This window comes from Aminobacter sp. NyZ550, from assembly GCF_025628925.2.
Classification (GTDB): Bacteria; Pseudomonadota; Alphaproteobacteria; order Rhizobiales; family Rhizobiaceae; genus Aminobacter; species Aminobacter ciceronei.
This window is the reverse complement of the sequence record NZ_CP114190.1, coordinates 2,014,295-2,037,040: the sequence shown is the minus strand read 5'-3', so window position 1 is coordinate 2,037,040 and position 22,746 is coordinate 2,014,295. Positions and strand designations below refer to the sequence as shown.

21 protein-coding genes are annotated in these 22,746 nt (G+C 63.2%); 16 read left to right on the top strand and 5 right to left on the bottom strand.

Annotated elements, in window-relative coordinates:
* The first annotated feature begins 62 nt into the window (after nucleotides 1–62).
* Nucleotides 63–704 carry a 2-dehydro-3-deoxy-phosphogluconate aldolase gene (locus tag N7E70_RS10045; RefSeq protein ID WP_263006242.1) on the top strand — a complete coding sequence of 214 codons (642 nt, stop codon included), beginning with the start codon at nucleotides 63–65 and terminating at the stop codon, nucleotides 702–704.
* Nucleotides 705–900: 196 nt separating this feature from the next.
* On the opposite strand, the gene N7E70_RS10040 is transcribed toward N7E70_RS10045, so the two are convergent.
* Both N7E70_RS10040 and N7E70_RS10035 read right to left on the bottom strand, forming a co-directional pair.
* Complete coding sequence (locus tag N7E70_RS10040) at nucleotides 901–2,640, bottom strand: DUF882 domain-containing protein (RefSeq protein ID WP_263006241.1); 1,740 nt, start codon at nucleotides 2,638–2,640, stop codon at nucleotides 901–903.
* 356 nt (nucleotides 2,641–2,996) lie between these two features.
* The gene (locus N7E70_RS10035; protein ID WP_182576023.1) at nucleotides 2,997–4,505 is read right to left on the bottom strand and encodes a sigma-54-dependent transcriptional regulator; all 1,509 of its coding nucleotides are present in this window, start codon (nucleotides 4,503–4,505) and stop codon (nucleotides 2,997–2,999) included.
* A gap of 142 nt (nucleotides 4,506–4,647) precedes the next feature.
* Between N7E70_RS10035 and N7E70_RS10030 the strand changes: the two genes are divergently transcribed.
* From N7E70_RS10030 to N7E70_RS10000, 7 genes are all read left to right on the top strand, one after another.
* Nucleotides 4,648–6,483 (top strand): M3 family oligoendopeptidase, encoded by a 1,836-nt coding sequence (locus N7E70_RS10030; RefSeq protein WP_182576024.1) that lies wholly within the window; start codon nucleotides 4,648–4,650, stop codon nucleotides 6,481–6,483.
* Between the two features lie 21 nt (nucleotides 6,484–6,504).
* Complete coding sequence (locus N7E70_RS10025; protein WP_067958403.1) at nucleotides 6,505–7,659, top strand: aminodeoxychorismate synthase component I; 1,155 nt, start codon at nucleotides 6,505–6,507, stop codon at nucleotides 7,657–7,659.
* Entirely contained in the window at nucleotides 7,608–8,276 is a 669-nt protein-coding gene (locus N7E70_RS10020; RefSeq protein ID WP_182576025.1) for an aminotransferase class IV family protein, read from the top strand. Before N7E70_RS10025 ends, N7E70_RS10020 begins: the two co-directional genes overlap by 52 nt.
* A gap of 59 nt (nucleotides 8,277–8,335) precedes the next feature.
* Nucleotides 8,336–8,617, top strand: coding sequence for a CopG family ribbon-helix-helix protein (locus N7E70_RS10015; protein WP_067958397.1), 282 nt, complete (start codon nucleotides 8,336–8,338; stop codon nucleotides 8,615–8,617).
* A complete protein-coding gene (locus N7E70_RS10010; protein ID WP_067958394.1) occupies nucleotides 8,614–8,913 on the top strand; it encodes a type II toxin-antitoxin system RelE/ParE family toxin in 300 nt (99 codons plus the stop codon). The genes N7E70_RS10015 and N7E70_RS10010 overlap by 4 nt, the downstream gene beginning before the upstream one ends.
* Complete coding sequence (locus N7E70_RS10005) at nucleotides 8,910–9,827, top strand: heme-dependent oxidative N-demethylase family protein (protein WP_263006240.1); 918 nt, start codon at nucleotides 8,910–8,912, stop codon at nucleotides 9,825–9,827. Before N7E70_RS10010 ends, N7E70_RS10005 begins: the two co-directional genes overlap by 4 nt.
* A gap of 139 nt (nucleotides 9,828–9,966) precedes the next feature.
* The gene (locus N7E70_RS10000) at nucleotides 9,967–11,412 is read left to right on the top strand and encodes a homospermidine synthase (RefSeq protein ID WP_263006239.1); all 1,446 of its coding nucleotides are present in this window, start codon (nucleotides 9,967–9,969) and stop codon (nucleotides 11,410–11,412) included.
* A 69-nt stretch (nucleotides 11,413–11,481) separates the two neighbouring features.
* Here N7E70_RS10000 and N7E70_RS09995 read toward each other — a convergent pair whose 3' ends face one another.
* From N7E70_RS09995 to N7E70_RS09985, 3 genes are read right to left on the bottom strand one after another with little or no spacing between them, the layout of a single operon-like run.
* Nucleotides 11,482–11,769: a PTS sugar transporter subunit IIB gene (locus tag N7E70_RS09995; protein WP_067958390.1), complete on the bottom strand. Its 288-nt coding sequence runs from the start codon at nucleotides 11,767–11,769 to the stop codon at nucleotides 11,482–11,484.
* Nucleotides 11,770–11,790: 21 nt separating this feature from the next.
* Nucleotides 11,791–12,252: a PTS sugar transporter subunit IIA gene (locus N7E70_RS09990; protein ID WP_067958387.1), complete on the bottom strand. Its 462-nt coding sequence runs from the start codon at nucleotides 12,250–12,252 to the stop codon at nucleotides 11,791–11,793.
* Between the two features lie 57 nt (nucleotides 12,253–12,309).
* Nucleotides 12,310–13,746, bottom strand: coding sequence for a PTS galactitol transporter subunit IIC (locus N7E70_RS09985; protein WP_067958385.1), 1,437 nt, complete (start codon nucleotides 13,744–13,746; stop codon nucleotides 12,310–12,312).
* A 258-nt stretch (nucleotides 13,747–14,004) separates the two neighbouring features.
* Here N7E70_RS09985 and N7E70_RS09980 point away from each other — a divergent pair, with 258 nt between their 5' ends.
* The 8 genes from N7E70_RS09980 (at nucleotide 14,005) to N7E70_RS09945 (ending at nucleotide 22,731) form a co-directional block, all read left to right on the top strand.
* Complete coding sequence (locus N7E70_RS09980) at nucleotides 14,005–14,394, top strand: hypothetical protein (protein ID WP_067958382.1); 390 nt, start codon at nucleotides 14,005–14,007, stop codon at nucleotides 14,392–14,394.
* Nucleotides 14,395–14,607: 213 nt separating this feature from the next.
* Nucleotides 14,608–16,572, top strand: coding sequence for a 5'-nucleotidase C-terminal domain-containing protein (locus tag N7E70_RS09975; protein ID WP_263006238.1), 1,965 nt, complete (start codon nucleotides 14,608–14,610; stop codon nucleotides 16,570–16,572).
* 220 nt (nucleotides 16,573–16,792) lie between these two features.
* Nucleotides 16,793–17,857, top strand: a complete 1,065-nt coding sequence (hemH, locus tag N7E70_RS09970) for a ferrochelatase (protein ID WP_182575416.1) — start codon at nucleotides 16,793–16,795, stop codon at nucleotides 17,855–17,857.
* A 65-nt stretch (nucleotides 17,858–17,922) separates the two neighbouring features.
* Nucleotides 17,923–19,137, top strand: coding sequence for an NAD(P)/FAD-dependent oxidoreductase (locus N7E70_RS09965; RefSeq protein ID WP_263006237.1), 1,215 nt, complete (start codon nucleotides 17,923–17,925; stop codon nucleotides 19,135–19,137).
* Between the two features lie 113 nt (nucleotides 19,138–19,250).
* Nucleotides 19,251–20,201, top strand: coding sequence for an SPFH domain-containing protein (locus N7E70_RS09960; RefSeq protein ID WP_067958370.1), 951 nt, complete (start codon nucleotides 19,251–19,253; stop codon nucleotides 20,199–20,201).
* Nucleotides 20,202–20,237: 36 nt separating this feature from the next.
* Nucleotides 20,238–20,702 (top strand): NfeD family protein, encoded by a 465-nt coding sequence (locus N7E70_RS09955; protein WP_067958367.1) that lies wholly within the window; start codon nucleotides 20,238–20,240, stop codon nucleotides 20,700–20,702.
* 121 nt (nucleotides 20,703–20,823) lie between these two features.
* Nucleotides 20,824–21,429, top strand: a complete 606-nt coding sequence (locus tag N7E70_RS09950; RefSeq protein WP_192314808.1) for a TetR/AcrR family transcriptional regulator — start codon at nucleotides 20,824–20,826, stop codon at nucleotides 21,427–21,429.
* Between the two features lie 93 nt (nucleotides 21,430–21,522).
* Nucleotides 21,523–22,731 carry an MFS transporter gene (locus tag N7E70_RS09945; RefSeq protein ID WP_263006236.1) on the top strand — a complete coding sequence of 403 codons (1,209 nt, stop codon included), beginning with the start codon at nucleotides 21,523–21,525 and terminating at the stop codon, nucleotides 22,729–22,731.
* The last annotated feature ends 15 nt before the right edge of the window (nucleotides 22,732–22,746 follow it).

Sequence of the window (22,746 nt, the reverse complement as noted above, 5' to 3'; positions counted from 1 at the left end):
TCGTGGACTTGGAATGGCGGGTCTGTTAAATCGGTTGAAAATTGACAGCGGAGTAAGATGCCATGACCAGCAAAACCCAGAAACTGCTTGCGCTGCTGGATGGCCAGCCGGTCATTCCGGTGCTGAAGATCGAGCGCGCCGCCGACGCCGTGCCGCTGGCCCGCGCGCTGGCGCGAGGCGGTCTCCGGGCGATCGAGATCACGCTCAGGACCGATGAAGCACTGGAATGCATCCGCCGTGTCGCCGCCGAGGTCGAGGACTGCATTGTCGGCGCCGGTACAATCCTCAGCGCGCGCCATTTCGACGAAGCCGTCGCCGCCGGCTCGAAATTCATCGTCAGCCCCGGCCTGACGCGCGAACTGGCAGCACATGCCGCGCAAAGTGACGTGCCGCTGTTGCCGGGCACCATCACGCCGGGCGAAATCATGGGCGCGCTTGAAGCCGGGCTCGACTTCCTGAAGTTCTTCCCCGCCGAGCAGGCCGGCGGCGCATCGTTCCTCAAGGCACTGGCCTCGCCCATTGCCGGAGTAAAATTCTGCCCGACGGGTGGCATCTCGGCGAAGAACGCCAGGGATTATCTCAGCCTGCCGAACGTCGTCTGCGTCGGCGGCTCGTGGGTCGCCCCCGACGACATGGTCAAGGCAGGCGACTGGGCCGGCATCGAGGCGCTTGCCGCCGAAGCGAACAAGCTGCGCAAGAACTGAGTTTCTTGCCTTGGAGCAATTCCAGGAAAAGTGTGCAGCGGTTTTCCGTCCGCAATGCACAAAAACAAGAAGATAGAGAGATTCCGCGATTCGAAGAAACGCGGAAACGCTCTAGCCCCCAGCGGGAGAAGGTGAGACCAAAAACAAAAAGCCGCGCAGGTTGCCCCGCGCGGCTTTTTGATTGTCTTGATGTTGATCAGTTCGTCGAGAACCGGGCCACCGAGAGGAATTTCACGGCTGCGCCGGAGAACTTGTGGGCACTTGCCGACTGGTCGCCCTGCTGGAAGCCCGCCGTGTAAACCTCGGTCGGAGCCGTCCGAACCATGTTGTAGGCAAAGCCGGGCGCCTTGGTGTTGGTCGTGACCGTCGTCACCTGCGTGCCGCTGCGCAGTGCCCAGCGTGCGGCGTCGGGCGCAGCGGCAACGACCACGGCCTTGGGATCCGGCTTGGCTTCCTGAGCCAACGGGCGGGCCGACTTGCGCGTCGTCTTGACGTTGCCACCGACGGCCGCGGCAGGGTCGGTGCCGGCCGAGGCGGTGGTGATCGCGTTCTTGGGCGTTGCAGCTGCAGGAGTTGCGGTTGCAATTGCCTCGGGCTGGTCGAAGACCGAACGCGGCTCCGGCTGCGGCGCAAGCGAGGCGATCTCAAGTTCGTCCTGGGCGGACTCGTCTTCGGCGGGAATGTCGTTCGCAGCGGCCAGGGCAGCTTCAACGGTCATGTCCTGCGGACGGGCCGACGGCAGCGGTGCGTTGACGTCGCTGGCAATTGCAGGCGCGTCATCCGTCGAGGCCAACGCCATCAGCACGTTCTGGCTCTCGGGCTTGAGCTCGGCCGGCGGAGTGTGGTTCGGGCGCCAGGTCGGCAGCGGCACATTGGCTGCGATCTGCTGCTCGACGGCGGTCGGCTGCTCACCTTCGGCCAGCGGTGCCGAAGCAGCACCGAACGGCACGTTCTCGGCGGTCGCCATGCCAACCTCGGCCTGCGGCCGCGGGGCTACACCTGGCAGTGGAACGCTGCGCGCCGGCAAGGCCGCGATGATGGTCTCGGGCGCTTGCTGGTCAGGTGCCTCTTCGGCCACCTGTGGGATCTCGGCGCGCTGCGCATTCTCGGGCGCCACGATCTGGATGCCGGGCAGCGCCTTCTGAACCGGTGCCTCCGCTGATATGGCCTTGGTCGGCGCCTTCTTGGGCTGAACGGCGGCCACTGCGATTTCGCCGGTATCCTCTTCCTCGTCGGCACCACCGCCGAACAGCGCGGCAAACAGGCCGCCGCTGCGCTTGGCAGGCGTCGCACTGGCAAGTACGAAGTCACCGCTCGCCTTGCGCGACTGATAGGAGGCCAAAGCCTGCTCGAAGCCGGGCAGCGGCTTGCCGTCGCTCGGCACGTGCAAGGTCTTGCCCGATGGGAACACCGCGACGAGTTCCTTGCGGCTCATGCGTGGCCAGTGGCGCACATTGCCGACGTCCATGTGGACGAAGGGCGAACCGGAACGCGGATAATAGCCAACGCCGCCGGCCTGGACACGCAGGCCCGCGTCACGCAGTTTCTTCAACGGCACGCCCGGAATGAAGAAGTCCATCGCCTTGCCGAGCATGTGCTGGCTTTTTTCCGCAACGCCGCTGGAGCGGCTGCGCAGCAGCGAATTGGTCGCCGGCGAGCGATAGGCGGAGACGACGTGGATGTAGTCGCGGGCACCGGAGGAACGATAGGCCTCCCAGACCACGTCGAACAGACGCGGGTCCATCTTGGTCGGCTCGTTGCGGCGCCAGTCGCGCAGGAACTGATTAAGCTTCTTGAGGCCAGCCTGATCATAGCGGCCATTGCGCTTGAACGTGATCTCAGCCCGCTCACCCGTGTGGGTGTAGTACAGCTTGAGTGTCCGCGTTTCGGCGGAGGCTGTCGCCTGAGAGGCTGTCAGGAAACCAAACGTTAGCATCGCGGCTGTAAGCCACTTCTGCCAACCATTCGATTTCGAGCGACGCCCTTCGGTGTTCTCGATCCTATTCAAATCAAAAGGCCCTGTTAGGCTGCCATCTGTCCCCGGATTTGAAGCCCGGACACGCTTACGGATTCGCGTCCGAATATCGATCCTAATGGTTAATCACTGCTTATTGAAGGCGAAATGCGGTAACACCATGGCGATATCCCAGCAAAAAGGAATCGCACCTTTTCATGGTAAACCACTGGTTTAAACCACAAAAACACCACTGAACAAATACGCACGAAACTGTAGTGCGCTGCGCCCCGCAAGCGACACGCAAGCTTTAAATCAAAATCAGCGGCAACAAAATTTCAAGAGGCCAACCGCTCGCTGCGACCGGTCTCGGGATCGATGCCGTATTCCTTGAGTTTACGATACAGCGTCGAGCGGCCGATTCCCAGCCGCCGGGCGACCTCGCTCATCTGGCCGTTGTAGTGATCGATGGCGAGCCGGATCATCTCCAACTCGACATCGGCAAGCGCCCGGACATTGCCGCGCTCGTCGAGCGCACGCAGCATTCCCGGCCGAAGCCGCTCCGGTGCCGGCGGCTGAAGGGCTGCGGCAGACGTCGGCCTGTCCACGACGATCTTGGCTGCCGCGGGCACGGCTTCGCCGCCAAGATCGACCACGCCTTCGACCTGGGCGCGGATCTGCGGGAACTCGTCCTCGGTAAGGATATCGCCCTCGGACAGCACGCAGGCGCGGAACACCGCGTTTTCGAGCTGCCGGATGTTGCCCGGCCAGTCATAGGCCTGAAGCAGCGCCAGCGCACCTTCCGAGATCATCGGTATGCGGCCATGCGGACTGGCGGGCGCGACACGCGAGATGAAATGGCTGACCAAAAGCGGGATGTCGTCGCGACGGTCGCGCAGCGGCGGCACGAAGATCGGATAGACGTTGAGGCGGTAGAAAAGGTCCTCGCGGAACTTGCTGTCCTTGACCTGCTGCAGGAGATTGCGGTGCGTCGCCGAAATCAGCCTGATGTCGACCTTGACCGTCGCGCGGCCGCCGACCGGATCGACCTCGCCCTCCTGCACCGCGCGCAACAGCTTGACCTGCACGTCGAGCGGCAGGTCGCCAATCTCGTCGAGGAACAGCGTGCCGTGGTTGGCCTCGACGAACTTGCCCGGGTGTTTCTCCGTCGCACCGGTGAACGAGCCTTTCTCATGGCCGAACAGGATGCTCTCGACGAGATTGTCGGGAATGGCGCCGCAATTGACGGTGACGAAGGGTTTCGAGCGGCGGTCGCCGGAGCCCTGGATGGCGCGCGCCACGAGCTCCTTGCCGACACCCGATTCGCCCTCGATCAGGATCGGGATGTTGGAAGCTGCGGCCTTCTGGCCGAGTCGGATGACACGGTCCATGGTCGGGCTGCGGGTGACCATGTCGCGGAAGGTGAGCAAGCCGCTGCCGCGGCGTGCCGTACGGCGCACCTGGTCCTCGACCGCTTCGACCTTGAGCGCGTTGTCGATTGCCGCAGCCAGCCGGTCTGGCGAGGCCGGCTTGACGACGAAGTCGAAGGCGCCGTTGCGCATCGCCGAAACCACGGTTTCGATGCCGCCTTGGGCGGTCTGGACGATGACCGGAAGGGCGATGCCGCGTTCGCGCATCGCCTTGAGCACGCCGATGCCGTCGAGCCCGGGCATGGACAGGTCGAGGATGATCACCCCGATCTCGCCCGCGCGGGGTCCGTCGAGCATGCGCAGCGCGGCTTCGCCGCCGTCGACAGTTATGGCGGTGTGGCCGAATTTCGTCACCGCGGCGTCGACGAGGCGACGTTGTACGGGATCGTCATCGACTATGAGAATCGAACCTGCCATGAATGTCCGCAATATGCCCGCAGTTGCTGATTGGATGTGGATCATCCTGGCACAGGGTTCTAAATAAGGTTTCAAGAAAGCCGGTGAACGAATCCCTTAGGATTGAATCCAACCGGTCAAAGTCAGTGAAAAGGAAGACGCAATGCGTTGGAATTCCGGGCAACAGATGTCGGCCATTGCCTCCGCCGGGAGCGCGGCAGGGCTGGGCGAACTGCCCGAATGGAACCTTGCCGACCTCTATTCCAGCATGGACGCGCCGGAGCTAGCCCGCGACCTCGAGAAAGCCTCGGCCGATGCCGTTGCCTTCGAGGCGCGCTGGAAAGGTACGCTTGCCATCGAGGCCGGGCGCGGGGGCGCCGGCAAGCTCGGCGAGGCGATGCGCACCTATGAGGCGCTGGAAGAGCTGGTCGGCCGCGTCGTTTCCTACGCCGGGCTCGTCTATGCCGGCGACACCTCCGACCCCAAGCGCTCGAAGCTCTATGGCGACGTGCAGGAAAAGATGACGGATGCCAGCGCGCATCTTCTGTTCTTCGCGCTCGAGCTGAACCTGGTCGATGACGACCTCATCCTCAAGGCGCTCGATGCCGACCCGGCTTTCGGCCATTACCGTCCCTGGGTGCTCGACCTACGCAAGGACAAGCCCTACCAACTCGAAGACCGCGTCGAGCAGCTGTTCCATGAAAAGTCGATCACCGGGCGCGGCGCCTGGAACCGGCTGTTCGACGAGACCATGACCGACCTGCGCTTCAACATCGGTGGCGAGGAGCTGGCGCTCGAGCCGGCGCTGAACATGCTCCAGGATCCCGATGGCGAGGTTCGCAAGGCAGCATCAGACGCGCTTGCTGCGACCTTCCGCAAGAATCAGCGCGTCTTTACGCTGATCACCAACACTTTGTCCAAGGACAAGGAAATCTCCGACCGCTGGCGCGGCTTCGAGGACATCGCCGACTCGCGCCACCTCGCCAACCGCGTCGAGCGCGAGGTCGTCGACGCGCTCGCGGCAGCCGTCCGCGCCGCCTACCCGCGCCTGTCGCATCGCTACTACAAGATGAAGGCCAAGTGGCTCGGCATGGAGGTGATGAACCACTGGGACCGCAACGCGCCGCTGCCCGAGACGCCGCAGGCGACGATCGGCTGGGACGATGCCAAGGATACGGTGCTGACCGCCTACCAGCGCTTCTCGCCCGAAATGGCCGAGATCGCGCGTGACTTCTTCGACCGCCGCTGGATCGACGCCCCGGTCCGCCCCGGCAAGGCGCCGGGCGCCTTTGCCCACCCGACGGTGCCGTCGGCGCACCCCTACGTGCTGCTCAACTACATGGGCAAGCCGCGCGACGTGATGACCCTTGCCCACGAACTCGGCCACGGCGTGCACCAGGTCCTTGCAGCCGGCCAGGGCGCCCTGATGGCCTCGACGCCGCTGACGCTTGCCGAAACGGCAAGCGTGTTCGGCGAGATGCTGACTTTCCGCTCACTGCTCGACCGCACCACGGACAAGCGCGAGCGCAAGGCGATGCTGGCGCAGAAGGTCGAGGACATGATCAATACGGTCGTGCGCCAGATCGCCTTCTACGAATTCGAGCGCAAGGTCCATTCCGAACGCAAGAACGGCGAGCTGACCTCGGACCAGCTCGGCCAGTTCTGGCTCGAGGTTCAGGCCGAGAGCCTGGGGCCGGCGATCAAGCTGCGCGAAGGCTACGAGGTGTTCTGGTCCTACATCCCGCACTTCATCCACTCGCCCTTCTACGTCTATGCCTATGCCTTCGGCGACTGCCTGGTGAATTCGCTCTATGCCGTCTACCAGAATGCCGAGCGCGGCTTTCAGGACAAGTATTTCGAGATGCTGCGCGCCGGCGGCACCAAGCATCATTCGGAGCTGCTGAAACCGTTCGGGCTCGACGCCACCGATCCCGCCTTCTGGCAGAAGGGGCTTGCCGTCATCAGCAGCCTCATCGACGAACTGGAAGCGCTGGACTGATCGCGTCCCCAGGCAACTGTCATGACTGGTCCCCACTCCCCCTTCGTCCTGTTCAGGGACGACCCCGCCGGCCGCGAGGTGCTGTTCGAGGCACCGCGCGAGATCATCGTTGCCCAGGACGCTGCGGATTTTTTCCCGGCATTGCAGGCAGCCCAGAAGGCGCACGAACAGGGCAAGTGGCTCGCCGGCTACTTCTCCTACGAGGCCGGCTACCTGCTCGAACCGAAGCTGCGGCCGCTGCTTCCCGGGGGCCGACGCGCGCCGCTGGTCTGCCTCGGCGTGTTCGACCAGCCGTCGGACAACGACCGTCCGGCATCGCGCGCGGCCGTCACCAACGGGCCGATCTTCGATGCACGGGCGACATGGTCGGAAGCGGACTATGAGCGCCGCTTCAACAAGCTGCACCAGCACCTGCGCCAGGGCGACTGCTACCAGGCCAACCTGACCTTTCCGGTCCAGGCGCAGTGGTCGGGCACCCCGCTGGACGCCTTCGACGCCTTGATTGCCCGGCAGCCGGTGAAATATGGCGCGCTGGTCTCGCTCGGCGGCCCCACGGTGCTGTCGCGCTCGCCCGAACTTTTCTTCGAGATCGACAGCGACGGCTGGATAGAGACCCATCCGATGAAAGGCACCGCCCCGCGCGGCAAAACGCCGGAAGAGGATGCCGCCCTCAGGGAATTCCTGCGCAACGACGAGAAGAACCAGGCGGAAAACCGCATGATCGTCGATCTGCTGCGCAACGACATCTCGCTGATCAGCGAAGTCGGTACACTCGACGTTCCCGAGCTGTTTCGCATCGAGAGCTACCCGACGGTGCACCAGATGGTCAGCACCGTGCGGGCGAAGCTGTTGCCCGATCTCAGCATCGAGCAGGTCTTCGCGGCTCTGTTTCCGTGTGGCTCGATCACAGGAGCTCCGAAAATCCGCGCGATGGAAATCCTGCGCGAACTGGAGAGCACCCCACGTGACGTCTATTGCGGCGCCATCGGCTGGATAGCGCCCGGCGGCACGATGCGCTTTTCGGTGGCGATCCGCACCATCACGCTGCATGAGGACGGCGAGGCCGTCTACAATGTCGGCGGCGGCGTGGTGTTCGATTCGACTGCGGAAGCGGAGTATGCGGAATGTCTTCTGAAAGCACGCTTCGCCACGGGCACGGTTCCGGCTTCGACCTGATCGAGACGTTGCGCTGGGAGCCGGCTGGCGGTTTCCTCCGCGGCGATCGGCACCTCGGCCGGCTCGAAGCTTCAGCGCGAGCCCTTGGCTTCGGCTTCGACCGCGAAATTGTCGGGCAAAACCTGAAACGTGCAGCCACCGGCGACGCTGCCTTGCGGGTCCGGCTCGCCCTTGCCGCCGACGGCAGCACAGACGTCACCACCCAGCCATTCGCAGCGCTTGCGCCTGATGCCATGTGGACAATACGCATCGCCGCGACTCGTCTCGACAGCTCAAATCTGCTGCTGCGCCACAAGACCACGCGCCGCGAAGCCTATGACCGTGCCCGCGCCGAGTTTTCCCGCGAAAAAGCCGACGAGATGATCCTGCTCAACCAGGCGGGAAACGTCTGCGAAGGCACCATCACCAGCATCTTTGTTGATCTTGGCGAGGGTGGACCACTCAGGACGCCTGCACTTGCTTGCGGCCTGCTTGCCGGGGTTTTGCGCGGCGAAATGCTTGAGCGCGGCGAAGCCGTCGAGACCATTTTGAGCTTAGATGACCTTGGCGGGGCATCAAGACTATGGGTCGGGAATTCGCTACGCGGGTTGATACCGGCAAAGCTGGTGCGAGGTTAGGTTTGACTCACCGCGATAGTCGACTACATTGTTCCCAGGTGCATTTGTAGAGCCTGAACATGGCCAGCGAATCCAAATTCTCTATCAGCCTGCCCGACGATCTGCGCTGCGAAGTAGACGATTATGCAACGCTGACGAGACGTTCGCGCGCCTTCATCATCAAGGAAGCAGTGGCCGCCTATGTCGGAGACCAGCAGGCCTATCTCGCCAGCGTGCGCGAGGCCGAACGCGAGGCCGACGAAGGCACATTCGTGCTGGGAGAAACCGTGACGGATTGGCTGGCGTCATGGGGATCCGAGAGTGAACTGCCAGCTCCAGAAGCAGGCGCCGCCGAGACATGACGCTACGCATCCTTCCCCGCGCCGTCCGTTATCTCGCCGAGCTCCGCACGACCATTGCCGCTGATGACCCAGAAATGGCGCAGAAGGTCGGCGAGCGCATCATCAAGGCGCTGCGGCTGATCGAGGAGCGGCCCGACATCGGGCGCCCGACCGCCGGTCGCGAGTCCGTACGCGAATGTGCGGTGCCCGACCTGCCCTACTTCATTCCGTACCGCGTCAAGGACGGCAACATAGAAGTGCTGCGTGTCTACCACACCAGGCGCAATCGCCCGCCGCAGTGGCCGACCACCCTGTGATCCCTGCGCATACGCCTTACGACGGCACCTCCAAACCTTTCGCCATCGGACTGAAACAGGCCGAAGCGCGCGACTGGATCGAGCTGGACGAGCATCTCGAAGCCTATCTCGCGCAGAAGGACCGGCTCTACGCCGAGATCCCCGACAAGGTCTTCGTCGCCGAGCCTGAGACGCGTGCGGCCCAGCAGGAGGTGCTTGACCTTCTGGTCGCGCACTTGGTCGAGCGCTATCCGGAGACCTATCGCCTCGAAGGCGGGCGCTGTGTGATCGCAGGCTCCGGCCGCTTCGTCGACGTCACCAACGCTGGCGACAACCCTTTGATTGCCGCGTCAAAACTCGTCCAGGAAGACCTGATCCTGATGCGGCAGGGTGAAAATGGCTGGAGGCTGGCCGCCGGTTCGCTGTGCTTTCCCTCGTCGTGGCGGCTGACCGAGAAGTTCGGCAAGGCGATCCACGACATTCACGGCCCCGTCCCCGGATTCGGGCCGGGCACTCGCATGAACGAGCTGATCGCCCGCATGTTCGACAAGCTCGCGGTCTTGGTCGAGCGCTTCAACTGGTCGGTTCAGGCCAATGGCGAGCTCTATCACCCGCTGTCCGATCGTCAGCGTTTAGCCCGCTCGGCGGAAACGGATTCGACCTTTCCCTGTGCCGACGTCGCCGCCCACGCCTTCATCCGCGTCGAGCGCCAGACCCTGCGCAAGCTGCCCATCTCAGGTGATATCCTTTTCACCATCCGCATCTATCTCGACCCGCTGGCGGTGCTTGCGCGCAATCCCGACAGGGCCCAACTGGCCCCGTCTTTCGCCGGACAACTGATGAGCCTCGACCGGGATCAGCTCGACTACAAGGGCCTGACCGCCGACCGCGACAGGTTGGTCGGTTTCCTCAACGGCATCGCCTCCGCCGGCTAAGAATAGCGGCATAACGTCCGGTTCCTACAGGATGTGGGAACTGGATTCGCTTTATTGTGACAAGCATGTATGGTTTAGCCGTTGAAGCCGGGTCAATCGGGGCCCGGCTCTTTTAGTGTGAGAAGGAGTGCCATAAAAAATGGCGAATGAAAAATGGCCCGTTTACGGTGAGATTACTGGTCCTGTTGTGATGATCGGCTTTGGTTCGATCGGCCGCGGAACGCTCCCCCTCATTGAACGCCATTTCAAGTTCGACAAGTCGCGCATGGTGATTATCGATCCCAGCGACGAAAACCGAAAACTCGCGGATGAGCGTGGCATCAAATTCATCCAGGAGGCGGTAACCAAGGACAATTTCAAGGCGCTTTTGACGCCGCTGCTGACCAATGGCGGTGGCCAGGGCTTCTGTGTCAACCTCTCGGTCGACACCGGTTCCGTGGAGCTCATGCATCTGTGCCGCAAGCTCGGCACGCTCTACGTCGACACCGTCATCGAGCCGTGGCTCGGCTTCTACTTCGACAACAGCGCCGACAATGGCGAGCGCACCAACTACGCGCTGCGCGAGACGCTGCTGGAAGAGCGGCGCAAGCACCCGGGCGGAACGACAGCCGTTTCGACCTGCGGCGCCAATCCCGGCATGGTCTCGTGGTTCGTCAAGCAGGCGCTGGTCAACCTGTCCAGGGATCTCGGCCTCGACTTCGAGGAACCGGCGACCAACGACCGTGACGGTTGGGCCGCGCTGATGAAGAAGGCCGGCGTCAAGGGCATCCACATCGCCGAGCGCGACACCCAGCGCACCAAGAATCCCAAGCCGATGAACGTATTCTGGAACACCTGGTCGGTCGAAGGCTTCATTTCGGAAGGTTTGCAGCCGGCAGAGCTCGGCTGGGGCACCCACGAGACCTGGAAGCCCAAGAACGCCAAGAAGTTCAAGAAGGGCACCAAGGCTGCGATCTATCTCGAGCAGCCCGGCGCCAACACCCGCGTTCGCACCTGGTGCCCGACACCCGGCCCGCAATACGGCTTCCTGGTCACCCACAACGAGGCGATCTCGATCTCCGACTTCTTCACCGTGCGCTCGAAGAAGGGCAAGGTGACCTACCGCCCGACCTGCCACTACGCCTACCATCCCTGCAACGACGCGGTGCTGTCGCTGCACGAGATGTTCGGCGCAGCCGGCAAGGCACAGCCAGTCCATCACGTGCTTGACGAGAACGAACTCGTCGACGGATCGGACGAACTCGGCGTGCTGCTCTATGGCCACGACAAGAACGCCTACTGGTATGGCTCGCAGCTGACGCTCGAACAGGCGCGCAAGCTCGCACCCTACCAGAACGCCACCGGCCTGCAGGTGTCTTCCGCTGTGCTCGCCGGCATGGTCTGGGCTCTTGAGAACCCCGAGGCCGGCATCGTCGAAGCCGACGAGGTCGACTACAAGCGCTGCCTTGAAGTGCAAAAGCAGTATCTCGGGCCGGTCAACGGCTACTACACCGACTGGACGCCGCTTGAAGGCCGCCCCGGCCTGTTCGAGGAGGACCTCGACAAGGAAGATCCCTGGCAGTTCCGCAACATCCTGGTGCGCTGAGCGCCAGGACTTGAATACGAAAAGGGCGCCAAACGGCGCCCTTTTTGTTTGATGGGTTGGAGGCTGAGGCTACTTGCGCAGCTCGGCCTCGATGTCGTCGAGCGCCTTGTCCTTGCCGATGCCGGTCAGGAAGGCGAGCCCCTTGATGACAGGGACAGTCACCGACGCCGAGATCGGCGTCGTCGAAACGATAAGATCGACATTGTCGGCGAGGCTCGGCACTTCGGTCGCCTTGCACTGCATGGCGTTGAAGATCAGCCCGCGCGATTTCATGGCTTCGGTGACGGTGGCGTTGACCGCCGTCGAGGTGGCGACGCCGGTGCCACAGGCAAAGAGAACGGTCTTCTGTTTGGCCATCGAGTAAATCCCTTCCTATAGCTAGCCGAGCACTGCGCCGATGTCTTCGATCGACCTGGCGTTGCTGAGGCTGGCAAGCGCCGCCTCGCTCTGGATGGTGTCCATGATTTCCTGAAGCATATCTATCTGCTTGTCCTTGTCGTTGATGGCAAGCAGGAACACGTAGCCGACCGGCACCGCCTCGTCGGGATCTTCCATGTTGGCGAAGTCCACCGGCTTTCGCAGCACGGCCAGCGCGATCCCCGGTTTCAGGACATGCTCCGGGTCGGTGTGCGGAATGGCGACATTGAGGGCGTAGCCGAGCGGCAGGCCGGTCGGCATCGTCGCCTCGCGCCTTACCACGGCGCCCGCATAGGATGGCCGGACATAGCCGAGTGCCTCGAGCTTGCCGGCCAGCAGGCGGATGACCGCTTCGTTGTCTTGTGCCTCGACCCCCAGGGCAATGGCTTGGGGATCGAGAAAGTTCATCAGGGCTCGCGCCATTCAACTACTCCAGTGTCCGAAACCGGCGGCACGCGCCGCCGGTCCGGGTTTTCGATGTCAGGCGTGTGCCGAAGCCTTGGCGCGGACGGCAGGGGCTGCCTGCTCGGCTTCGTCCTCGGCGCCCGCCGCGCGCTCCCATGCCGCGCTGTTGCGGCGGTAGAGGACGAACAGCAGGGCAATCACCGCCGCGAGCAGAACCAGGCCGGCGATGGCGAGGCCCTGGATCGCTTCGATGATCACGTAGGGGATCCAGAGGAAGCCGTCGACGACAGAGGTGATCTGCACCGCATTGGCCGGCATCTGGAAGCCCGACGAGACGGCAGCACTTGTGAACAGCGGCGCCAGCGCGTTGGCGACATAGAAGCCGAGCGCCAGCGTGACGGTGCCGACGATGACCATGCGGAAGACGTTGCCCTTGAGCAGCGGCGCGGTCATGGCGACAATGAACGGAATGACTGCAAGATCGGCGAACAGGATGACGCGGTTGCCGGGCAGGATGACCGACAGCACGATGGCGATCGGTACCAGGATCAGCGACGACGAGATGGCGGCGGGGTGACCGATCAGGATCGCCGAGTCGAGGCCGACGAGCAGCTCACGGTCACCGGTGCGCTTGCGGACGAATTCCTGGGCGGCGTCCGAAACTGGCAGCAGGCCTTCCATCAGCACCTTCACCATGCGCGGCAGAAGCAGCATCACAGCAGCCAGCGTCATGCCCGTCGTCAGCACCTTGGACAGCACGGTGCCGAAATCGCCGGCGTTGTAGTAGGCGATCACACCAAGCACGAGGCCGATGATCAGGCCGAGCACGACCGGCTCACCGAACACGCCGAAGCGCTTCTCGATGGTCTCGGTCGAGATATTGATCCTGTTGATGCCAGGAATGCGGTCCATGATCCAGTTCAGCACGATGGCGATGGGCAGGATCTGCGCCGAGGCCAGATGCGGCACCGACACACCGGGAATGCCGTAGAACTGCTGCACCGCGCGTGCCGACCAGTCGGCGAACAGCAGCGCAAGCGCTGCGACGAGCGCTGCGACCGCCAAGCCGTAGCCGAGGCTGCCGGTAGCGGCGGTGGCCAGCGAACCGACGAAGGCAAAGTGCCAGAAATTCCAGACGTCGACGTTGAGCGTGCGCGTCAGTCGCAAAAGCAGCAGCGCGATGTTGACGGCAATACCGATCGGAATGACCCACAGGCCGACCGACGAGCCGAAGGCAATGGCGGCAGCCGACGGCCAGCCGACATCGACGATGTCGCGCTGGATGCCGGTGTTGGTGACGATCGCCTTGGCGACGTCGCCGATCGAGCCGAGCATCAGCCCAAGCACCAGGTTGATGCCGATGAAGGCGACACCGATGGTGATGGCGGCGCGGAACGCCTTGCCCACCTTGGCGCCGAGAACCACAGCGATGATGAAAATGACGATGGGCAACAGTACCGTTGCTCCAAGCGTGTCCACGGCCGCTTTCAGGCCGGTCAGAAACGAATCCATGTTGCCTCCCCAAGGCGTCTAAGTTGCTCCAGGCACATCCCTTGCCTAGAACATTTGTGTTTTACGGCATACGAAAGTTGCATCGTTTACAAAAACTGTCAATCTACCCATGCGGTCCTGACGGCCCAACGGGCGGGCAAATCGGCCACAGTCGCAGTCAATTCGCAATTGCCCGACCGACGATGTCGGCCGGCAAAGCCTTGCCTTGAAAGCAAAATCGGGCGATTGAAGGCTGCGGACTGAGGAGAGGATTCTTTCATGACGACTTCGCGCAAAATTGCTTCGGCCGGAGTGCTTGCCTTGCTTGCGGCCGCCATTGCCGGCTGTTCGACCAGCGGCGGCGGATCTTCGGGCGGCGGTGGCGTGAGGCCAGCGCCGACGGGTGTGGAAGGTGCCTGGCTCGACGCCAAGGGCACTGGGCTCTCCACCTTTGCCGCCGGCTCGTTCCAGACGGTCGCGACCGACACCGGCCAGAAGCTCTCGGATGGTACCTACATCCTGACTGGCGCCAACTCGGTCCAGATCAACGGCACGTCGCTGATCCGCCAGTCGCCGATCAGCTTCAACTGCCTGCTGATCTCGGCCAACCAGCTCAACTGCACCAGCTCGGCCGGCCAGCAATTCACCCTGACCCGGCGTACCGCCTGACGGCATTCCAAGCCCGCTTCGGCGGGCACGGCATCTCCTTTCAGGCTTCCGGCGCGGCCGGAAGCCATGCCCGGCAAGTAAGCCGGCTTTTCGTTTCCGATTCTCCCTTGCATCCGAAAATTCGGAATGTGAACATGGCGCCAAGGAATGTGTAACATTCCGATCAAGCGAAGACGCTAAACGTCTCGCGGGGGTCATTCGGGAGATTTCATCATGAAAAGATTGGCTGCCATTGCGGCTTTGTCGGCCTCGGCATTCGGCTATTCCGCCGCGCCGTCATTCGCCGACTATACGTTGACCATCATGCATATCAATGACTGGCACAGCCGCATTGAGAGCAACAACAAGTTTGAATCGACCTGCTCCGCCGAAGAAGAGGGCAAAGGCGAGTGCATCGGCGGTGCCGCGCGCCTGGTCACGGCGATTGCCGAACAGCGCAAGAAACTCGAAGGCCAGAACGTTCTCTTGCTCAATGGCGGTGACAACTTCCAGGGCTCTTTGTTCTACACCACCTACAAGGGCGCGGTTGAAGCCGAATTCCTCAATCAGATGAAGTTCGACGCCATGACCGTGGGCAACCACGAGTTCGACGACGGCGAAGAAGCGCTGGTGCCTTTCCTCGAGAAGATCCAGTTCCCGGTTCTCTCGGCCAACGTCCACCCGAATGCCCAGTCCAAGGTCGGCGACCGCATCAAGCCGTCACTGGTGCTCGAGGTCGGCGGCCAGAAGATAGGCATCATCGGCGCCGTCACCACCGATACCCCGGAAATCGCCTCGCCCGGCCCGAACATCGCCATCGAAGACGACATCAAGACGATCACCGCCGAAGTCGAGAAGCTGAAGGCCGAGGGCGTCAACAAGATCATCGCGCTGACCCATGTCGGCTATCCCCGCGACAAGGAACTGATCGCCAAGATTCCCGGCGTCGACGTTGTCGTCGGCGGCCACTCGCATTCTCTGTTGTCGAACACCGACGCCAAGGCCGAGGGCCCCTACCCGACGATGATCGACAACCCCGAGGGCTACAAGGTTCCGGTCACCCAGGCCGCGTCCTACTCCAAATATCTCGGCGAGTTCACCGTCACCTTCGACGACAACGGCGTGGTCAAGGGAGCCAAGGGCGACCCGATCTATCTCGACAACTCGGTCAAGCCGGACGAGGCGGTTCTCGCCCGCATCAAGGAACTCGGCGCGCCGATCGAAGAGCTGAAGAACAAGGAAGTCGCCGAGGCCACCGACCTGATCGACGGCAGCCGCGATAATTGCCGTGCCCGCGAATGTGCGATGGGCAACCTGATCTCCGACGCCATCCTCGACCGGGTCAAGGACCAGGGCGTCACCATCGTCTTCCAGAACGGCGGCGGCATCCGCGCCTCGATCGACAAGGGCGTGGTGACGATGGGCGAAGTTCTCACAGTCTTGCCGTTCCAGAACACGCTCGCCACTTTCCAGCTCTCCGGCAAGGACATCGTCGCCTCGCTCGAGGCAGGCGTCAGCGAGATCGAGGAAGGCAAGGGCAAGTTTCCGCAGGTCGCCGGCCTGAAATACTCCTTCGACAAATCGGTCGCCGCCAATGCCGGCCGCATCAAATCGGTCGAGGTGATGGACGGCGGCGCCTGGAAGCCGATCGACGAAGCCAAGGTCTATACGGTCGCGACCAACAACTACGTCCGCCAGGGCGGCGACGGCTACAAGCTGTTCGCGTCGAACGCCACCAACGCCTACGACTATGGTCCGAGCCTCGAACAGGTCGTTGCCGACTTTCTCGGCAAGAACCGTCCGTTCACGCCCAAGCTCGACGGCCGCATCACCGAGATCGCCGCGACCGTTGCCGCAGCGCCTGCTGCCGAGCCGGCCAAGCCGGCTGAAGCCGCCCCCGCGGCAACGACCGAAGCCACACCGGCAACGCCTGCGCTGCCGAGCGCCTCGGGCGAGATCGCCGGCACGCCGCCGACAGTCGAGCCAGCCAAGCCTGCCGAGGCAACTGCACCCGCTGCGGCGTCACCGGCTGCCGCCGGCAAGTCGCACACCATTGCCCGCGGCGACACCTTCTGGGATCTGGCCAAAACCTATCTCGGTGACGCGACCAAGTGGCAGGCGATTGCCGCGGCCAACCCGGACGCCAAGGCCGAGGACCTGCATATCGGCGGAACGCTTTCGATCCCGTCGGCAAACTGAACAGGGCCAATTGCTTAAGCAAACCCGCCCGGCATGCCGGGCGGGTTATTAGATTCCGGGCAGGCGAATCGGGCAATAGGGCAGTAAGCAATAAGGTACTGGGGCGACAAAACCCTACTCCCAGCTGCCCTGTTGCCCTATTCCCTTGCAGGGTGCGGCCAGACGCGACATTGAATGCCCACCCCATTCAATTAGGTATCCCGCGTAACGGAGACACCGAATGAACCTGACGACCACAATCGACGAGACATCGGCCAAGGCACTGGGCGCGTTTCCAAACGGTCATCCGGCGGTGCGCAAGGGCAAGGTCGGCGTTCTCCTGGTCAATCTCGGCACGCCCGACGGCACCGACAAGAAGTCGATGTGGCGCTATCTCCGCGAATTCCTGTCCGACCCGCGCGTCATCGAGATGCCCAGGGTGCTTTGGTATCCCATCCTCTACGGCATCGTTCTCAACACGCGGCCGAAGAAGTCGGGCGAGAACTACAAGAAGATCTGGAACACCGATCGCGATGAGTCGCCGTTGCGCACCTTCACCCGCGCCCAGGGCGAGAAGCTGGCAGAAGCGCTCAGCGACCTGCCTGACGTCGTCGTCGACTGGGCCATGCGCTACGGCAACCCGTCGACCGAGAGCGTCGTCAAGAAGCTGATCGCCCAGGGCTGTGACCGCATCGTCATGTTCCCGCTCTATCCGCAGTTTTCGGCAACGACGACGGCGACCGCCAGCGACCAGCTGTTCCGCGCGCTAATGAAGATCCGCGCCATGCCGTCGATCCGCACGGTTCCCGCCTATTATGACGAGCCGGTCTATATCGAAGCGCTGGCCCGCTCGATCGAGCAGCACCTGGCCAAGCTCGACTTCGAACCGGAGGTCATCCTCGCCTCCTATCACGGCATCCCGAAGCCCTATTTCGAGAGGGGCGACCCCTATCACTGCCATTGCGTGAAGACGACACGGCTGCTGCGCGAGCGGCTGGCGATGAGCGACAAGAAGCTGATGACCACCTTCCAGTCGCGCTTCGGTGCGCAGGAATGGCTGCAGCCTTACACCGACAAGACCGTCGAGCGGCTGGCCAAGGAGGGCGTCAAGTCGATCGCCATCGTCAACCCCGGCTTCTCGTCCGACTGCATCGAGACGCTGGAGGAGATCGCCGGCGAAAACGCCGAGATCTTCCACCATGCCGGCGGCAAGAATTTTTCCCACATCCCTTGCCTCAACGACAGTCCGGAAGGCATGGCGGTGATCGAGACGATCACGCGTCGCGAGCTCATGGGCTGGGTCTAACCGCCGGCGGCGGAACCTCCATCGGTGCGCGGCGTTGACCACGGGCCAGGGAGATCCGCCCGTCTATGACCCGCAAGCTTGACCTCAGGACCGGACGGCCCGTCTGGCACGCCTACCGCGCACCGTCCGTTCCGACAGGTAAGCTCACCCGCGACATCAGGACCGACGTAGCCATCGTCGGCATGGGCATCAGCGGCGCATTGATCGCCGAAGCCCTGACCGATGCTGGCCATGCTGTCGTCTGCATCGACAGGCGCGGACCGCTCCTCGGCTCGACTGCGGCGACCACCGCACTCGTCCAGTTCGAGATCGATCAACCGCTGTCGAAACTCGCCCGCAGCATCGGCCGTGAACAGGCCGAACGTGCCTGGCGACGTTCGCGTCTTGCGGTGTTGAACCTCAGGACGCGCGTCGGCGAACTTGGCATCCGTTGCAACATGGAAACCAGGTCTTCGCTCTATCTTGCCGGCGATGTTCTGGATGCGCCGGCATTGCGCGACGAGGCAGAAGCCCGGCGCCTTGCCGGCATTCACGCCACCTATCTTGCCGCATCCGAACTGCAAGACCAGTGCGGCATCCGACGCCAGGGCGCCATCCTGAGCCACGACAATCTGGCACTCGACCCGAGAAAGCTGACCGCCGGGCTGTTGCACAGGGCGCTGGAGTGCAAGGCACGCTTCTACGCCCCCGTCGAGGCTGTCTCCATCCAGACCGGACGCGAAGAGGCGGTGGTGGTGACGGCGGAAGGCCCGACGATTACGGCCGGCCATGTCGTGCTGGCGACCGGCTACGAACTCGTCGCCAACCTGATACCCGCCACCGACCACGAGATCATCTCGACCTGGGCGATCGCAACAAAACCACAAAGGCAGGCGCTTTGGCCGGGCAGGCATCTGATCTGGGAGGCCTCCGACCCCTATCTTTACTTGCGCGCGACGGCGGACGGTCGGGTGATCTGTGGCGGCGAGGACGAGGATTTCGCCGATGAGGTTCGGCGCGACGCGCTGATCGCCGAAAAATCGGATCGCATTTCGGCGAAGCTGAAGCGGCTTTTCCCGCGACTCGATGCCAAACCGGCATTCGCCTGGGCCGGTTCGTTCGGGACCACGCCGACCGGCCTGCCCTATATCGGCACCATTCCCGGCCACCCGCGCATCCATGCAGCCATGGGTTATGGCGGCAACGGCATCACCTATTCACGCATCGCGGCGGAGATCGTCAGCGCCGGCATTTCCGGCCACCGGGATGCCGACGCCGACCTGTTCGCCTTCCCACGCTAAGCCGGACGACATTTCCGGCTTGCTGTGTTGTATCGCCGCTGAAACGCCCTTAAGTCTTCAACGCATGTGGCGCGACTTGTGAATCGCGCACTCAACTTGCGGGGGAGTTTCGCATGGGCTTCAGCGGCTTCGATATCGTCATCCCGGTACTTGTCGTTCTCGTGCTCCTGGTGCTGTTCGCCGGCATCAAGACGATTCCCCAAGGTTACAACTACACTGTCGAGCGTTTCGGTCGTTACACCCGGACGCTGACGCCCGGCCTCAACCTGATCATCCCCTTCATCGACCGCATCGGCGCCAAGATGAACATGATGGAGCAGGTGCTCGACGTGCCGACGCAAGAGATCATCACCAAGGACAATGCGATGGTCGCCGTCGACGGCGTTGCTTTTTATCAGGTGTTGAACGCGCCGCAGGCGGCCTATCAGGTCGCCGGCCTGCAGAACGCCATTCTCAACCTGACCATGACCAACATCCGCACCGTGATGGGCTCGATGGATCTCGACGAGCTGCTGTCGAACCGCGACGCCATCAACGAGCGCCTGCTGCGCGTCGTCGACGAAGCGGCACACCCCTGGGGCATCAAGATCACCCGCGTCGAGATCAAGGACATCAATCCGCCGGCGAATCTGATCGAATCGATGGGTCGCCAGATGATGGCCGAACGCAACAAGCGCGCCCAGATTCTCGAAGCCGAGGGCATGAAGCAGGCGCAGGTTCTGGAAGCAGAGGGCCGCAAGGAAGCCGCCTTCCGCGACGCCGAGGCGCGTGAACGCTCCGCCGAGGCCGAGGCACGCGCTACCCAGGTGGTTTCGGAAGCCATCGCCAAGGGCGACGTCCAGGCGATCAACTACTTCGTCGCGCTGAAGTACACCGAGGCGCTGGCCAAGGTTGGAACAGCCAACAACAGCAAGCTTGTCCTGATGCCGATGGAGGCGTCGTCGCTGATCGGCACACTTGGCGGTATCGGTGAGATCGCCAAGGAAGTCTTCCGCGACGGCGGCACGGCAGGCGGGCAGCGCCAGGCCTCCCGTCCGCCGAGGATTCCGCCCGAGCAGGGCTGAGCCTCTGACCGGACGAGGTGAATTGAGGAACCGCACATGATCGCAAGCATCGTTGCCGAACTCGGTCCCTGGAACTGGATGCTGCTCGGCTTCATCCTGCTGTGTCTGGAAATCTTTGCGCCGGGCGTATTCCTGCTGTGGATCGGCATCGCCGCGCTGATCGTCGGCTCGGCGTCGCTGCTGCTCTGGGACGCGGCGTTCTGGACCTGGCAGGTGCAGGTCCTGATTTTCCTGGTGCTCTCGCTTGCCTCCGCCTATGTCGGCAAGAAGCTCGTTCGCGACCGCGAACAGGCATCCGACCAGCCCCTTCTGAACAATCGTGGCGCCCAGATGATCGGCCGCACGGCAACGCTGGCCGAACCGATCAGGGAAGGCCGGGGCCGCATCAAGCTCGGCGACACGACTTGGCGGGTCTCCGGCCCCGATTTGCCCGCCGGCGCGCAGGTGCGTGTCATAGGCGCTGCCGACACCGATCTGGAACTGGTGGTGGAGCCGGTCTGAGGCAAGCTCTCCTGATCGCTTGAGCGGCACCTCGCCAGCCCCCTGGAGCATCCCTTTGACTTGACCACATGACCACGCTCAATTATTAGATTGATCAATCTAATAATAAATGAGAGCGCGGATGCGCAAGGTCGACCCAGAAAAGTTCGAGGCAAAAAAGCAGCAGATCCTGACTGCGGCGATCACCTGTTTTACCCGGAAAGGTTTTCACGGCACCTCGACCGCGGAAATCTGCGCCGAAGCAGGCATGAGCCCCGGCAACCTGTTCCATTACTACCCGACCAAGCACGCGATCATCGCGGCAATCGTCGAGCAGGATCGCCGCGAGACGGCGGCCTATTTCGCACAGATCGACAACAGCCAGGACCTGTTCGGCGAGATCCTCAAATTCATGGACATCGTGCTCGAACTGGCCGCCGACCCGGCCTATTCGAGCCTCGCACTCGAAATCGCGGCGGAGGCGATGCGCGACCAGCAGATCGCAGCCCTCGTCACGGCCCATGACGCCGAAATGCGCACAGCACTCGCCCTGATCCTGCGCGATGCCGCCGCGCGCGGCGAGATCGGGCCGGGGCTCGATCCTGCCGACGGCGCCCAATGGATCTCCGCGCTCATCGACGGCGTGTTCGGCCGCGTCGCCGTCGACCCCGGCTTCAAGCCGCTCGAGCAAAAGAAAACATTGCATCTGCTGTTGACCCGCTTTCTCAGGCCGGGAGCAACGACATAGGCGAGACAGACGGGCACAGGCCGGCAAGGCTTGCCCCGGAAATCCTGGAAACCAGAACCAGCAAAGGATGCTGCGGCTCGCAGCGAAACTGTCATGAGCACCTTGCGCCTTGCCAGGACACGCGCCCCGTTTGCCGGGCTGCAGCTGGCCAGTATCTTCTTCAGCCTGGGCAATGCAATCACCGCCATCGTCTATCCCTGGCTGGTCTACGACCTCACCGGCAGCGCCAGTTGGATGGGCATCGTCGCCTTCGTGACACTCGCTCCGGCTATTCTCGGCAGTGCGTTTGGCGGCCCTGTCGCCGAAAGACTCGGCATCCGCCAGACCGCCATGATCGCTGTCGGGCTCGGCTGCGCAGCGTCGATTGCCGCCGCCCTGCTCTACGGCTTCGGCATGCTGACCATCGGTGCACTCGTCGCGCTTGCCTTGCTCGGCGCCATATTCGACGGCCCCGGCAGCGTCGCGATCGAATCCCGCGTTCCCGAAATCGCGCGTCTGGCGCGCATGCCGCTGCTGCGCGCCAATGCCATCGACGACCTTGTCGACAACGGCGCCGCCATCGTCGGGCCGGCGATCGCTGCCTTGCTGGTGGCGATCGCCGAGACCTCTACGCTGTTGTGGATCATCGCCGCACTCAACATCGTGACCGCATTGATGACCGCGCTCAGCCTGCCCCAGTTCCGCCTGCGGCAGATGTCCTCAACCGCGTCCACTGAACTGGCTGGCGCGATGCGCATCATCTTCGGATCGCTCCGCCTGCGGACGGCCCTGCTGCTGGCAAGCCTTGGCACCGGCACCTTCGTCGCACTCGAAAATGTTGCCATGCCGGCAATTCTGCGCGCCGAAGGGCAGTCGGCTTCGACATTGGGGCTCTATCTCACCGCCGCCGCGGCCGGTGCGATAGCGGTCAACCTTGCAATGGCCGTAATCGGCGGTCGGCCCGCCTTGCGCAGTGTCTTCGTTGCCGCCTTCGTCGGCCTGGCCGCCGGCGTCATCATGCTCGTGATCGACCGCGCGGTGCCCACGCTGATTGCATCAGGTGCAGTTCTCGGCATCGCCGCCGGCCCGCTCTCGCCTGTTTTCACCACCCTGTTGCAGACCAGTGCGCCGAAGAACCTGCGCGCCCATGTCATCGGCGCATCGATCGGAATGATCCTCGTCACGGCCCCGCTTGCCGCTCTCGTTGTCGGTGCCGCGCTGGATCTGTTCGGCCCGACAGCTGTTCTATCGGCATGCGCGGCCATGCTTGCCGCCTGCGCGGTCATCGGCGCGCTCGCCCTCGGTCCGGACGAAGCTGAGTAGGGGGCCGTCAGGCAG

Coding starts and splice junctions, on each gene's coding strand:
- N7E70_RS09980 (WP_067958382.1), top strand. CDS start 14,005: ATGACGACTTCGCGCAAAATTGCTTCGGCCGGAGTGCTTGCCTTGCTT.
- N7E70_RS09965 (WP_263006237.1), top strand. CDS start 17,923: ATGACCCGCAAGCTTGACCTCAGGACCGGACGGCCCGTCTGGCACGCC.
- N7E70_RS09960 (WP_067958370.1), top strand. CDS start 19,251: ATGGGCTTCAGCGGCTTCGATATCGTCATCCCGGTACTTGTCGTTCTC.
- N7E70_RS09995 (WP_067958390.1), bottom strand. CDS start 11,769: ATGGCCAAACAGAAGACCGTTCTCTTTGCCTGTGGCACCGGCGTCGCC.
- N7E70_RS10045 (WP_263006242.1), top strand. CDS start 63: ATGACCAGCAAAACCCAGAAACTGCTTGCGCTGCTGGATGGCCAGCCG.
- N7E70_RS09955 (WP_067958367.1), top strand. CDS start 20,238: ATGATCGCAAGCATCGTTGCCGAACTCGGTCCCTGGAACTGGATGCTG.
- N7E70_RS10030 (WP_182576024.1), top strand. CDS start 4,648: ATGCGTTGGAATTCCGGGCAACAGATGTCGGCCATTGCCTCCGCCGGG.
- N7E70_RS10010 (WP_067958394.1), top strand. CDS start 8,614: ATGACGCTACGCATCCTTCCCCGCGCCGTCCGTTATCTCGCCGAGCTC.
- N7E70_RS09985 (WP_067958385.1), bottom strand. CDS start 13,746: ATGGATTCGTTTCTGACCGGCCTGAAAGCGGCCGTGGACACGCTTGGA.
- N7E70_RS09950 (WP_192314808.1), top strand. CDS start 20,824: ATGCGCAAGGTCGACCCAGAAAAGTTCGAGGCAAAAAAGCAGCAGATC.
- N7E70_RS10035 (WP_182576023.1), bottom strand. CDS start 4,505: ATGGCAGGTTCGATTCTCATAGTCGATGACGATCCCGTACAACGTCGC.
- N7E70_RS09945 (WP_263006236.1), top strand. CDS start 21,523: ATGAGCACCTTGCGCCTTGCCAGGACACGCGCCCCGTTTGCCGGGCTG.
- N7E70_RS09990 (WP_067958387.1), bottom strand. CDS start 12,252: ATGGCGCGAGCCCTGATGAACTTTCTCGATCCCCAAGCCATTGCCCTG.
- N7E70_RS10025 (WP_067958403.1), top strand. CDS start 6,505: ATGACTGGTCCCCACTCCCCCTTCGTCCTGTTCAGGGACGACCCCGCC.
- N7E70_RS10040 (WP_263006241.1), bottom strand. CDS start 2,640: ATGCTAACGTTTGGTTTCCTGACAGCCTCTCAGGCGACAGCCTCCGCC.
- N7E70_RS09975 (WP_263006238.1), top strand. CDS start 14,608: ATGAAAAGATTGGCTGCCATTGCGGCTTTGTCGGCCTCGGCATTCGGC.
- N7E70_RS10000 (WP_263006239.1), top strand. CDS start 9,967: ATGGCGAATGAAAAATGGCCCGTTTACGGTGAGATTACTGGTCCTGTT.
- hemH (WP_182575416.1), top strand. CDS start 16,793: ATGAACCTGACGACCACAATCGACGAGACATCGGCCAAGGCACTGGGC.
- N7E70_RS10015 (WP_067958397.1), top strand. CDS start 8,336: ATGGCCAGCGAATCCAAATTCTCTATCAGCCTGCCCGACGATCTGCGC.
- N7E70_RS10020 (WP_182576025.1), top strand. CDS start 7,608: ATGTCTTCTGAAAGCACGCTTCGCCACGGGCACGGTTCCGGCTTCGAC.